The organism is Streptomyces sp. CNQ329 (assembly GCF_000482585.1).
The window spans coordinates 16,570-28,488 of sequence record NZ_AXVU01000058.1 but is presented as its reverse complement, the minus strand read 5'-3'; the positions used below and the strand labels follow the sequence as shown (position 1 = coordinate 28,488).

Annotated in this window: 13 protein-coding genes; 7 read left to right on the top strand and 6 right to left on the bottom strand. The window is 71.2% G+C overall.

The annotated features are described in order from the left end of the window. From I003_RS0126905 to I003_RS0126880, 6 genes are all read left to right on the top strand, one after another. Positions 1-276, top strand: a 276-nt coding sequence (locus I003_RS0126905) for an IS256 family transposase (RefSeq protein ID WP_027774338.1), incomplete at its 5' end; no start/stop codon positions are given. 462 nt (positions 277-738) lie between these two features. Then, positions 739-1,938, top strand: coding sequence for a hypothetical protein (locus I003_RS0126900; RefSeq protein WP_027774337.1), 1,200 nt, complete (start codon positions 739-741; stop codon positions 1,936-1,938). Positions 1,939-1,949: 11 nt separating this feature from the next. Beyond that, positions 1,950-2,540, top strand: a complete 591-nt coding sequence (locus I003_RS0126895; protein WP_027774336.1) for a hemerythrin domain-containing protein — start codon at positions 1,950-1,952, stop codon at positions 2,538-2,540. A gap of 64 nt (positions 2,541-2,604) precedes the next feature. After that, complete coding sequence (gene ctaD, locus I003_RS0126890; protein ID WP_027774335.1) at positions 2,605-4,317, top strand: aa3-type cytochrome oxidase subunit I; 1,713 nt, start codon at positions 2,605-2,607, stop codon at positions 4,315-4,317. Next, the gene (locus tag I003_RS33385; protein WP_486584405.1) at positions 4,314-4,688 is read left to right on the top strand and encodes a hypothetical protein; all 375 of its coding nucleotides are present in this window, start codon (positions 4,314-4,316) and stop codon (positions 4,686-4,688) included. Before ctaD ends, I003_RS33385 begins: the two co-directional genes overlap by 4 nt. Positions 4,689-4,875: 187 nt before the next feature. Continuing rightward, the gene (locus I003_RS0126880; protein ID WP_027774334.1) at positions 4,876-5,226 is read left to right on the top strand and encodes a hypothetical protein; all 351 of its coding nucleotides are present in this window, start codon (positions 4,876-4,878) and stop codon (positions 5,224-5,226) included. 141 nt (positions 5,227-5,367) lie between these two features. Here the strand turns inward: I003_RS0126880 and I003_RS0126875 are convergent, their stop codons facing one another. From I003_RS0126875 to I003_RS0126865, 3 genes are all read right to left on the bottom strand, one after another. After that, positions 5,368-6,573: a hypothetical protein gene (locus I003_RS0126875; protein WP_027774333.1), complete on the bottom strand. Its 1,206-nt coding sequence runs from the start codon at positions 6,571-6,573 to the stop codon at positions 5,368-5,370. Positions 6,574-6,821: 248 nt separating this feature from the next. Next, the gene (locus tag I003_RS0126870; protein WP_027774332.1) at positions 6,822-7,406 is read right to left on the bottom strand and encodes a TerD family protein; all 585 of its coding nucleotides are present in this window, start codon (positions 7,404-7,406) and stop codon (positions 6,822-6,824) included. Between the two features lie 156 nt (positions 7,407-7,562). Beyond that, positions 7,563-8,927 (bottom strand): BTAD domain-containing putative transcriptional regulator, encoded by a 1,365-nt coding sequence (locus tag I003_RS0126865; protein ID WP_027774331.1) that lies wholly within the window; start codon positions 8,925-8,927, stop codon positions 7,563-7,565. A 101-nt stretch (positions 8,928-9,028) separates the two neighbouring features. Between I003_RS0126865 and I003_RS0126860 the strand changes: the two genes are divergently transcribed. Next, entirely contained in the window at positions 9,029-9,559 is a 531-nt protein-coding gene (locus tag I003_RS0126860; protein WP_027774330.1) for a hypothetical protein, read from the top strand. Between the two features lie 36 nt (positions 9,560-9,595). On the opposite strand, the gene I003_RS33380 is transcribed toward I003_RS0126860, so the two are convergent. From I003_RS33380 to I003_RS0126845, 3 genes are all read right to left on the bottom strand, one after another. Next, positions 9,596-9,766 carry a type II toxin-antitoxin system RelE family toxin gene (locus I003_RS33380; protein ID WP_486584404.1) on the bottom strand — a complete coding sequence of 57 codons (171 nt, stop codon included), beginning with the start codon at positions 9,764-9,766 and terminating at the stop codon, positions 9,596-9,598. A 126-nt stretch (positions 9,767-9,892) separates the two neighbouring features. Further along, a complete protein-coding gene (locus tag I003_RS0126850) occupies positions 9,893-10,906 on the bottom strand; it encodes an oligopeptide/dipeptide ABC transporter ATP-binding protein (protein ID WP_027774329.1) in 1,014 nt (337 codons plus the stop codon). Then, positions 10,903-11,916 (bottom strand): ABC transporter ATP-binding protein, encoded by a 1,014-nt coding sequence (locus I003_RS0126845; RefSeq protein WP_051368526.1) that lies wholly within the window; start codon positions 11,914-11,916, stop codon positions 10,903-10,905. The genes I003_RS0126850 and I003_RS0126845 overlap by 4 nt, the downstream gene beginning before the upstream one ends. Positions 11,917-11,919 lie beyond the last annotated feature (3 nt).

The following is an 11,919-nucleotide window of genomic DNA, read 5'->3' as shown; positions in this document are numbered from 1 at the left end:
GCCTTCACCGCCTTCCCGCGGGAGCTCTGGCGGCAGATCTGGTCCAACAACCCGCAAGAACGCCTCAACAAGGAGATCCGCCGCCGCACCGACGTCGTCGGCATCTTCCCCGACCGCACCGCCGTGATCCGCCTGGTCGGCGCCGTCCTGGCCGAGCAGAACGACGAGTGGACCGAAGCCCGCCGCTACATGAGCCGCGAGCTCCTCGCCAAGGCCCTCCACACGAACGAGTCAGAAACCGACGAGACCGTCCTGCCCACCGAACTCACCGCATAGCCTCAAAAAAGATCACGCCAGTGGCCGTCAATACACCACTTCAGCGGACGTGACCATCGCGGCATCGGTGATGTCGAACCGATAGCCCTCTGTCTGCCCGCCAGACGCTTGCGGCCTGTCGGCTTCCGGTGATCCCACATGTCAATGGTGCATCCGTTTGACCGAAGGCACCACGTAGGCGGTGGCGGAGCCGGCCGCCGGGCCGTCGCGGCCCGTGTCGGGCCGGATACCTCCGGTGCAGGGAGGGTGAGAGGGCCGGGGCCGGGGCCGGGGCCACGCCCGGCCGTCCGCCGGCCGAGCCCGCCCCCGTCGCCCCGATGGAGTAGTCGAGCAGGCCGTCCGGGCGTGTACGACGGCGGGCGGATGCGGGGTGTACGAGACTCTGCCTCACACCCCGGATGCGGACATTCGGGGCGCCCTCGGGGTTGCTCCGCCCCGGCCCTGCACAGAGGAGAGCCCTCCATGACGTTCAACCCCCTCGAACAGCGGGGCATCCCCCTGGACCGTCAGCTCCGCAACTGGCGCGAGCTGAACGTCGAGCCGATCGATCCGGATCATTGCGACCCCTACACCCGCTGCCGCGTCATCACGATGAACGGCATCGAGGTGGAGGCGATCCTGTTCAGCCACCAGATGGCACGCCACACCGCCGATCAGGAGGTGAAGCAGCAGCTCGCGCGCGTGCGCTACCTGGAGGCGCAGCAGCAGAAGGCCGTGAACTGGCTGCTCCCGGGTGTGTCGTCGGTACTGGAGACGACGATCGCGTACGAGCAGGTCGCCGTGGATCTCACCGCCTGGGTCGCGCGGATGGAGCCGGACCCGTATCTGAAGCAGGCGTACCAGTTCGGGGTGCTGGAGGACTTCGACCACCTGTACCGGTACGCCAACCTGTACGAGATGATCGAGCACCGCAAGGCGGAGTCGATCGTCGACGGCCTGACCGAGGTGATGCCCGGCCGGCCGACGAGGCTGCACCACCGCGACCCGGTCGACAACCTGCGGGAGCCGTACGAGAAGGACCGCACCGATCCGCTCTCGAAGCTGCACGCGCTGACCATCATGTCGGCGGAGCAGCAGACGATGAACTTCTACATGAACACCGGCCCCACCTACATGGAGCCGATCGCCCGCCAGCTCTACCAGGAGATCGGGCTGATCGAGGAGGAGCACGTCACCCATTACGAGTCTCTCGTGGACCCGGGGGAGACCTGGTGGGAGCAGCTCGTCAACCACGAGTACAACGAGTGCTACCTGTACCACTCGTTCATGGAGCAGGAGAGCGACCCGAAGATCAAGGCGATCTGGGAGCTCCACCTCAACATGGAGCTGGAGCACCTGCACGCCGCCTGCGACCTGATGCGCCGGCACGACGGCCGCGACCCCGCTTCGGTGGTGGCTCCGGAGCTGCCCAACGTGCTCACGTTCGAGCCGAACAAGCAGTACCTGCGGGAGCTCCTGGACACCCAGATGGACCTGACCACCCTCGGGACGGGCTACGTGCGCGAGGCGCACGAGCGGTTCGAGCGGATGCAGGAGCAGATCCACGGCGGTGAGGCGCCCCCCAGCGACCGGGTCATGACCGAACACCAGGAGATGCTCGGCCGGGAGTACCGCGTCGAGTCCGAGGGCGAGCACCCCGACCCCGCCATGCGCGAGAAGTAAGGGGAGCGCAGATGACCCAGACCCGGACCCCTCAGGCCGGAGCAGACCTGGCCGAGGAGAACGACGTGGTGGCGCTGCTCATGCGCCAGCACGGTGACATCCGCAACCTCTTCGACGAGGTCGAGGCCGCCGTCGGCGAGGAGCGCCGCGACGCCTTCCGCCGCCTCGTACGGCTGCTGGCGGTGCACGAGACCGCCGAGGAGGAGATCGTCCACCCCTTCGCCCGGCGCAGTTTCTCCGGCGGTGATCAGGTGGTCGAGGACCGGCTCGCCGAGGAGCGGGCGGCAAAGGAGACCCTGGCCGCCCTGGACGCTCTCGACACCGATGATCCGGAGTTCATGCCGCGGTTGCTCAAGCTGCGCGACGAGGTCCAGGAGCACGCCCGGGCGGAGGAGCGCTACGAGTTCACCCACCTCCGCCGCAGCACCGACACGGCGAAGCTCGCCTCCATGGCCGAGGCCGTCAGGGCCGCGGAGGCCATGGCCCCCACCCGCCCGCACCCCGGTGTCGAATCGGCGGCGAAGAACGTGGCGCTGGGACCGCTCGCCGCACTGATGGACCGCACCAAGGACGCCGTGCGCAGAGCCATGGGCAACCGCTGACAGGCACGCTCACGCTCGGCACGACGGGCCGGGGCCGCATCCACATTGCTCGACGAGGAACCCGATGGCGATCCGCACCGAACCCGACTCCCCTGCTCCCGCGGCCGAACGCCACGGCCTCGGACAGGTGGTGGTCTCCTGGCTGACCACGACGGACCACAAGAAGATCGGCCATCTCTACCTGATCACGTCCTTCGCGTTCTTCCTCATCGCCGGGGCGCTGGCGATGGCGATCAGGGCGGAGCTGGCCAGGCCGGGGCTTCAGGTCCTGTCCAACGAGCAGTACAACCAGGCGTTCACGATGCACGGCACGATCATGCTGCTGCTCTTCGCGACGCCGACGTTCGCCGGATTCGCCAACGCGATCATGCCGCTGCAGATCGGGTCGCCCGACGTGGCCTTCCCGCGGCTGAACATGTTCTCCTACTGGCTCTTCCTCTTCGGCGGCCTGCTCGTCCTGTCCAGCTTCCTCACCCCGCAGGGCGCCGCCGACTTCGGCTGGACGGCCTACACCCCGCTCAGCGACGCCACGCGCAGCCCCTCCGTCGGCGGGGACCTGTGGATCATGGGGCTGGCGCTGTCCGGATTCGGCACGATCCTCGGGGCGGTCAACTTCGTCACGACGATCATCTGCATGCGCGCTCCCGGTATGACCATGTTCCGGATGCCGATCTTCACCTGGAACGTGCTGCTCACCTCGGTGCTCGTCCTGCTCGCCTTCCCCGTGCTGGCGGCCGCGCTGCTCGCGCTGGAGACGGACCGGAAGTTCGGCGCGCACATCTACGACCCGGCCAACGGCGGCCCGCTGCTGTGGCAGCACCTGTTCTGGTTCTTCGGGCATCCGGAGGTGTACATCCTCGCGCTGCCCTTCTTCGGCGTGATCACCGAGATCCTTCCGGTGTTCTCCCGCAAGCCGGTCTTCGGCTACATCGGGCTGGTCGGCGCGACCATCTCCATCACCGGGCTGTCCGTCACCGTGTGGGCGCACCACATGTTCGCCACCGGCGCGGTGCTGCTGCCGTTCTTCTCCCTGCTGAGCTTCCTGATCGCCGTCCCCACCGGCGTGAAGTTCTTCAACTGGATCGGCACGATGTGGCATGGTTCGCTCTCGTTCGAGCCGCCGATGCTGTGGGCGATCGGGTTCCTCGTCACGTTCCTCTTCGGCGGCCTGACCGGCGTGCTGCTCGCCTCGCCACCGCTGGACTTCCACGTGCACGACAGCTATTTCGTCGTCGCACACTTCCACTACGTGCTCTTCGGCACCATCGTCTTCGCCATGTTCGGCGGGTTCAGCTTCTGGTGGCCGAAGATGACCGGCACCATGCTCGACGCCCGGCTGGAGAGAATCCACTTCTGGACCCTGTTCGTCGGCTTCCACACCACGTTCCTGCTCCAGCACTGGCTCGGTGCCGAGGGCATGCCCCGCCGCTACGCCGACTATCTGGCCGCCGACGGCTTCACCGCCCTCAACACCACCTCCTCCATCGGCGCCTTCCTCCTCGGTCTGTCCACCCTCCCCTTCCTCTTCAACGTGTGGAAGACCGCCAAATACGGTGAACCCGTCGAGGTCGACGACCCGTGGGGGTACGGGCGCTCCCTGGAGTGGGCGACCTCCTGTCCCCCGCCGCGCCACAACTTCACCAGCCTGCCTCGCGTCCGGACCGAGTCCCCCGCCTTCGACCTGCACCATCCCACGGTGACGAGAATCGAACACCGGCAGAACGTGGGCAAGCGCGACGCGCTGGACGCCGAAGGCCACAAGGAGGAACCGCGGTGACGCGGGACGCGCGCCGGGCGCCCCACGACGGTCACGGCGGAGAGCTGGCCCACGCCGTCGAGGGCTACCTCCTCGTACAGGCCCACCACGAACAGGCCCTGCGCGAAGCCGGGCAGCTCTGCGCCCGGCTGCCCTGGCTGACCACGGCCCAGGCCGACGACCTCACCCGCCATTACGTGCGCCAGCGCGCGGACCTCACCCGCCAGATGCTGCAGACCACCGCCGAGCGGGCCGCCGAGCTCCGCGGGGAGTACGAGGAGCGCTTCGCCCTCCTGCGGCAGCGCCTGCTCAGACGGCACGTCGCCGGGGCCTGCACCGTCCTCGCCTGCGTCAGTGCCGCAGGTACGGCGGCGTACCTTCTCGGGCTCTGAACAGCCCCGGCAGCGGCCACCGGGCGGGGAGACGCCGGGGCCGTCACCGGCGGCCCTCCCGGGCGTGCGGGCCGCCGCGGTGCGTTCGAGCGGCGGGTGACTTTGAGTAGCCGTACTCATGCCGGGGCGCCGTGCGCCGTCACATACTCGGCGCACGCCCACCCGACCCGGTTCTCGGAGGCCCGTCGTGGAGTCCACTCCGTCCTGGCACACCCCCGACCCGCTCCCGCCGGAGCGGCCGGCCGCGCGGCGCGAGCCGTCCACCGCGGAGACCGTGCTGCTGGTGGTCACCGTGTTGTTCCTGGACGCGGTGCTCGTCGCCTGGATGCTGTTCGCCCTCACCCTGTCCGCGGGCTGGCTGCCCGGGTCCACCGACATGTCGGAGTCGGCGCGGGTCGAAGTCGCCCAGGTCGGCGCTGCCGCCCTCGCCTTCTGGATGCTGGTCCTCGGCATCGGCCGGCAATGGGCCCTGCTCGCCTTCCAGGTGGTGGCGCTGGGGTCGGTGACGCTGTTGCTGTGGCGCACCGGTCTCCCCTGACCGGCGCAGCGCCGGGCAGGCCGCGCCGGGACGCCGGTCACCTCTGCAACCGGGGCTGTGCGGGGGCCGGGCCCGCTGCCCACGACGATCGGCTCGTGGACGGAACCCGCGCCCCCGCTGCGCCCGGACGTGACGGCGGGTTCAGCAGGTGTTCTGCTGGGAGTTGACCAGTTGGATGTTCCGCACGACCGTGTTCTGTCCGCACGGGTTCTCGTTGATGGCGGAGTTGGTCACCGTGAGGTTCTGCAGGGTGATGTCGCGGTTGTTGGCGAACTCGGTACGGGCCGCGAGGCGGATGTCGCCGGGGCCCGACACGGTGCCGCTCTGGGCGGCGATGGTGACGTTGTAGCAGTTCTCGATGAGGACGGCGTTGTTGCCGGTGTCGGCGATGTCGACGCGGTCGATGACCGCGCCGCCGCTCTCGGAGACGCAGAAGACGCCGCGGCCCCCGCCGCGGGCGATGACCTGGCCGACATGCACGTTCGTTGCGTAGCTGTCGCCGATGCGTCCGTTGCGGTTGGCCATGCGGAAGGCGGCGTAGCCGGTGCCGGTGCCCGCATCGACGGCGTCGACGGTGCCGATCTCGGCGTTGGTGGTCTGGTTGAGCAGCAGGCCGGACTCGCCGACGTCGCGGGCGGTGACGGTGCCGATGGTCAGGCCGTCGACGCCGTAGGTCTCCACCGCGTGGGAGCCGGCGCCGGAGACGTAGACGTCGTCGATGCGCACGTTCCGGGTGAGCTCGGTGGTGTTGTACCGGTCGACCCGCACGCCGATACCGCCGCCGGACAGGCGCATGTCGATCTGGCCGAGGTAGACGTCGGTGGCGTTGCGGATGAAGACGCCGTACAGCGGGGTGCCGGTGACGGTCAGGTGCTGGACCTCCACGCCGGTGACCCCGCGGGCGTAGACCGGTGCCATGTCGGAGGCGGATGCACCGCTGACGTCGATGGTGCCGCAGACGTCGAGGACGGTGTAGCTGGGCAGGCTCAGCCGGGTGTCGGCGCGCATCGTGCCGTCACCGCGGACGACCACGCGTTCTTTGCCGGTGCGGTTCGGGGTGAGGCTGTCCACGGCGGCGCGCATCGCGGAGAGCATGTCGTCGCCGGTGTAGACAACGCTGTCACCGTGACGCGCGGTCCAGGTCGAGCCGTTCTTGACGGCCTCGGCCTGGTACGTGCCGGCGCCGCAGTCCTGCGCCGCGCTGCCCGCCGCCCGCGGGGCCGGCCGCTCGGGCTCGCCCCAGGCGTTGTTCTGCATCGTCAGGGTCGCCGCCAGGACCGTCGCCGCGACGCCCGCGACGACGCCGGAGCGCCTGCCGCGGTGCGGGTCGCCAGATCGTCGAGCCATGATCGTCAGCTCCTTCGTGTGGGGGAAGACGAAAGGTGAAGAAAAGGCCCCTGGCTGTGCATGCGTTGTTCGCAATACCGAACGACATTCAGTATGCCGCGAACAAATTAACGGGCGTGACAGGGGTCGTCAACGCCCGCGGAAGCCCTCCCGGCCCGAGCCGTACCCGCCCGTCACCCCGGCGGGGCGGAAGGCAGAAGAGGCGTGCGCCCGGCGGAAACGGTTCCCCGGGCGCACGCCTCGTCCACCTACTTGCCGGCGGCAAAGCGCATGAGCGCGCGCTCGTCGCCCTGCTTGATCTTCCCGGTCTCGTTGATCACCTGAAGCGTCCAATGGGCGCCGTTGCGGGTCGCCTTCGCCACGGCGCAGCCGTTGTCCGCGGAGAGCAGGCTCGGCCAGATGTCGGCGACCTGCTGCGTGCTGCCCCCCGACGCGTCATACACCTTGAAGCTGATGTTCCGCGCCTTCTGGAAGCTGCTGCCCCTCTTGTACGCGGCGGCGACGAACACGATGGAGGTGATCTGGGCCGGGATCCGGGAGAACTCGACGGTCACGACCTCGTCGTCCCCGTCGCCCTTCCCCGTCTGGTTGTCGCCGCTGTGCACCAGCGCCCCGTTGCCGAGCGGGTCCAGCGAGTCGAGCCCGGCCAGCCGGACCGGGTCCGCTCCCGCCATCGCGATGGCGATCAGGTCGAGGTCGGTGCCCTTCGTCTGCCGCAGCTTGCCGATGAGCCCGCCGCTGCTCCCGACCGTGGGGTCCCACGAGACCCCTATCGACAGGTGGGTGACACCGGCCAGGTCCGCCGGCTCGTCATCTTTTGAGAGCGTGATCATTCTCGATCCCCTGGTGGTAAGAGAGTGGCCTTGCGAAGTGACTCTGGTACGTGCCCGTTGATCCCCGGCGACAGACACTTCGTACCTGGAACATACCGTCCTCCGCCGAACGCCCGGAAAGGCCGAGGGGAGAAGCATCCGGCGCCGGAGCGCGCGTCACGCCGTGCAGCCCGCGCTCTCCCGCGCCGCGCAGGTGCCCAGGGAGCACCAGCGGCGGCGGCCGGGGGCGTCGAGGAACAGCCAGCCGCAGTCCGGCGACGGGCACGCCGTCACGGTGAAGCGCTGCGGGTCGGCGAGCAGGTCGGCGGCGCTGCGGGCGACGGCCAGCACCGGCAGCCGCAGGCCCGCCGAGGCGGGCAGCCGCCAGCGGCCGAGCCCGTCCTCGTCGCACAGGAACTCCGCGGAGCGGGCGGCGGCTTCCGCGGTGCGCGCCACCCGCTGGAAAGCGCGCCGGTCGGCCGGGTCGACGAAGCAGTCGTGCATCGCGGTGCGCAGCTCGCGGGCCTCCGCCAGCGCCTCCCGGGCGGCGGCGGGCTGCTGTTCGGCCTGCTTGAGGAGCCGGGTGACGAGCCAGTCCTCCAGCAGCCCGAGGTGCCCGGCCCACACCGCCAGCGCCCGGTAGCCGGTCAGCCACTCCGCACCCGTCTCGCGGGCCCCGTCCCAGCCGGCCCAGGTGTTGCAGAACTCCAGGGCGGGCTGGCCGCTGGTGTGCAGCGGCAGCCGTACGTCCCGGACCTGCACGGCGTACGCGGGCAGCGGCGGTTCGTCGAGCGACGGATCGGCGCTGAGCACCTTCGCGTGGACGTCCCGGAGGGCGGGGCCGGGTGCGACGCCCAGTTCGGCGTCGAGGGCGAGGCGGGTGGTGCGGTAGACGTCGAGGGCTTCGGCCTGGCGGCCGGCCCGGTACAGGGCGGTCATCAGCGCGGCGACCAGCCGTTCGCGCAGGGGGTGGCGTGCGACCAGGGGCCGGAGTTCGGCGGCGAGCGAGCCGCCGTCGCCGCCGCCCGGCCCGTCGCGGCCGGTGTGCAGCAGATCCGCGGCGCGCTGCTCCAGGGCGCCGAGCCGCAGTTCGGCGAGCCTGCCGCCGAGCCGGGCGCGGAGTTCGCCGTCCGCGAGCCCGTCGAGGAGTTCCCCGCGCCACAGGGCCAGCGCCTCCTCGGTACGGCGCAGCCGCTCGGCCGGGTCGCGCACCGCGGCGGCGGCGCGGGCCCGTTCCTCGAACTCGGCGGCGTCCGTCCGCCACCCTCCCGGCTCGGCGGCGTAGCCGTCGCCGCCGGTCACGATCCGCACCCCGTACGGCCGCAGCGCCACGCGGAGCCGGCTGACGTAGGTGTGCAGGGTGCCGCGGCCCGCGCCCGCGTCCCCGTCCCACAGCAGCTCCGCGAGCCGCGCGGCGGCGACCGTGCGCCCGGGGGCGAGCAGCAGCACCGCGAGCAGCAGCCGCTCCTGGCGCCGCCGGCTCAGGGAGACGGGGGCGCCGTCGCGTACCGCCTCGAAGGGGCCGAGCAGGCGGAACTCCAGCACGAAGGCAGCGTACGCCGGGTCGTGGTGAGCGCATGGTGAGGCGACGGGACCAGGCTCGGGACGCAGGCACACCACGCGAACTGAAGGAGCCCACAGCGATGCGCCGTTACGCAGCAGCCACAGCAGCAGCGCTCTGCCTGACCGCCGCCCTCGCCGCCCCCGCGGCGTCGGCCTCCGGCGGCGAGGGGGACGACGCGGGCTGGCGCCCGGTCACGTACCCGCCGGTGGACTACCCCGCCGGCGAACGCTGCGACTTCGCCTTCCGCACCGAACCCCTCCTGGACGAGGTCATGGTCAAGACCGTCGCCACCTACCCCGACGGCTCCCCGGAGACGGAGCTGTACAAGGGCGCCCTGATCGTCCGCATCACCAACCTCGACACCGGCGCAACCTACGACGCGGACGCGGGCGGGCGCTCGATCGTCCGGTACGGCCCGGACGGCGGCCACGTCTACTACGCCACGGGCCCGTTCCTCCTGGGCTTCGAGGAGGGACAGGGGAACCTGCCGCGCGGCGAGTACGTGGTCGACGGCGTGTACACCGTGGAGATCACGGCGGCCGACCAGCGGACGGTGACGTGGAAGGAGGGGACGAAGAAGCTGACGGACGTCTGCGACAAGATCGCCTGACCGGGCCCGCACTCCGGCCACGACACCGTCGGTGCCCTACAAAGCGCGGTACGCATCCCGGCGGTCACCGACCGCGACGACCCAGACGACGAGTTCGCCGTTGTCGATCGTGTACACGACCCGGTAGTCGCCCGCGCGCAGCCGGGCCATGCCCTCATGGCCGGTCAGGGGCTTGATAGCGAAGGCCGAGGTGTCGCCTTTGTCCATGGCGCGCTGAAACTCCCCGAGGCGCATGAGGATCCTGCGCGTCTCACGGAGCGGTACGGTCCGCATCTGGCGCTGAGCGGCGGGAGTGAACTTCGTGCGGACCGGACCTGCTGCCGGCGGGTGAGGTCAGGGCGCCGCCGTCGCCTCCTCTCCCGCGAAGTGACACGCCGCCGGGTGGTCGCCGCCCTTCCGTATGCGCAGCTCCGGGACCTCCGACGCGCACACGTCCGCGGCCAGGGGGCAGCGGGTGCGGAAGCGGCAGCCCGTGGGGGGTGAGGAGGGGGAGGGGACCTCGCCGGTGAGGGGGAGGTCCTGCGCGGTGCCGGGACGGTCGTGGACGGACGGGGCGGCGCCGAGGAGGGCCTGGGTGTACGGGTGCCGGGGGGCCTCGAAGACCTGGGCCGCGGTGCCGCGTTCGACGATCGTGCCCAGGTACATCACCGCCACCTCGTCCGCGATGTGCCTCACCACGTCGAGGTCGTGGGAGATGAAGAGGTACGCGATCCCCAGCTCGCGCTGGAGGTCCGCGAGCAGGTTGAGGATCTGCGCGCGGACGGAGACGTCCAGGGCCGAGACGGCCTCGTCGCAGATGATGAGCTTCGGCCGCAGCGCGAGCGCCCGCGCGATGCTCACCCGCTGGCACTGGCCGCCCGACAGCTCGTGCAGCCGGCGGGTGGCGTACGAGGCGTCGAGGCCCACCTGCGTCAGGAGCCGTTCGACCTCCGCCGCGTGGTCTGCCGGTGCCACCACGTCCCGGTGGATGTGCCAGCCCTCCGCGACGATCTCCGCCACCCGCATCCGCGGGTTCAGCGACGTGTACGGGTCCTGGAAGACCATCTGCAGGTCGTGTGCCACCCGCCGCCGCTCCCGGCGGCCCGCCGTCGCCAGGTCCAGGCCCGCGAAGGAGACCGAGCCGGCGAACGGCTCCAGCAGTCCCACCACCGAGCGGGCCAGTGTCGACTTGCCGCAGCCGGACTCGCCGACGATGCAGACGGTCTGGCCGGGCCGCACCGTCAGGTCGACGCCCGCGACCGCGTCGACGCGGCGGCGGCCGAGGCCGGAGCGGCCGGGGACCGTGTAGCCGGCGTGCAGGTCCTGGATGTGCAGCAGTGCGTCCGGGGTCGTCCGGCTCGTGGTCATGACGCGGCCTCCACGTTCGTCGCCCGGGCCCGGACCTTGTCGCTGTGGTGGCAGGCGGCCTCGTGGCCCTGTCCGACGGCGGAGAGTTCCGGGTCGTCCGTGCGGCACACCTGCGTCGCGTACGGGCAGCGCGGTGCGAAGGCACAGCCGCCGCCGAGGGTTCCCGGTGCCGGCGGCTGGCCCTCGATCGGGATCAGCCGGCCGGGCCGCGCCGGGTCGGGGACCGCGTCGAGCAGGCCGCGCGTGTACGGGTGCGCCGGGGCGGTGTACACGTCGTCCAGGGCGCCCGTCTCCACGATCCGGCCCGCGTACATCACCGCCACGTCCTGCGCGACGCGCGCGACGACCCCCAGGTCGTGCGAGACGAGCAGCATCGCCATCCCCGCCTCCGTCTGCCGCCCGGCGAGCAGCCGCAGGATCTGCGCCTGCACGGTGACGTCGAGCGCGGTGGTGGGCTCGTCGGCCAGCAGCACCGCCGGGTCCAGGGTGAGGGCCATCGCGATGACCGCCCGCTGCCGCATGCCGCCCGAGAACTCGTGCGGGTACGCGCCGTACTTGGCCTCCGCGTCGGGGATGCCGACCGTCCGCATCAGCTCCACGGCCCGCTCCCGGGCCGCGCGGCGGCCGGTGCCGCGGCGGCGCAGCGTCTCGGCGATCTGCCAGCCGACGGTGAACGACGGGTTCAGCGCCGCCATCGGGTCCTGGAAGACCATCGCGACCTTCGCGCCGCGCAGCCGCCGCCACTGCGCGTCGGTGAATCCGGCGGTGTCCCGGCCCTCGATCTCGACCGTCCCCGCGCTCACCACCGCGCCCGGGGGCAGCAGGCCCATCAGCGCCAGCGACGTCAGCGACTTGCCGCTGCCCGACTCCCCCACCAGGGCGGTGACCCGGCCCGGTACGAGGTCGAGGTCCACCCCGCGGACGACCTGTCGTGAGCCGTCGCGGCCGAAGCCGATGTGGACGTCCCGCAGCCGGGCGGCCGGTGACGGGTCCACGGCCGTTGAAGGCATCGT

What these genes read in the sequence shown, in the direction of transcription:
- I003_RS0126845 (WP_051368526.1), bottom strand. Translation starts at nt 11,916, where the DNA reads ATGCCTTCAACGGCCGTGGACCCGTCACCGGCCGCCCGGCTGCGGGAC.
- I003_RS0126870 (WP_027774332.1), bottom strand. Translation starts at nt 7,406, where the DNA reads ATGATCACGCTCTCAAAAGATGACGAGCCGGCGGACCTGGCCGGTGTC.
- I003_RS0126860 (WP_027774330.1), top strand. Translation starts at nt 9,029, where the DNA reads ATGCGCCGTTACGCAGCAGCCACAGCAGCAGCGCTCTGCCTGACCGCC.
- I003_RS0126875 (WP_027774333.1), bottom strand. Translation starts at nt 6,573, where the DNA reads ATGGCTCGACGATCTGGCGACCCGCACCGCGGCAGGCGCTCCGGCGTC.
- I003_RS0126850 (WP_027774329.1), bottom strand. Translation starts at nt 10,906, where the DNA reads ATGACCACGAGCCGGACGACCCCGGACGCACTGCTGCACATCCAGGAC.
- I003_RS0126895 (WP_027774336.1), top strand. Translation starts at nt 1,950, where the DNA reads ATGACCCAGACCCGGACCCCTCAGGCCGGAGCAGACCTGGCCGAGGAG.
- I003_RS0126900 (WP_027774337.1), top strand. Translation starts at nt 739, where the DNA reads ATGACGTTCAACCCCCTCGAACAGCGGGGCATCCCCCTGGACCGTCAG.
- ctaD (WP_027774335.1), top strand. Translation starts at nt 2,605, where the DNA reads ATGGCGATCCGCACCGAACCCGACTCCCCTGCTCCCGCGGCCGAACGC.
- I003_RS33380 (WP_486584404.1), bottom strand. Translation starts at nt 9,766, where the DNA reads ATGGACAAAGGCGACACCTCGGCCTTCGCTATCAAGCCCCTGACCGGC.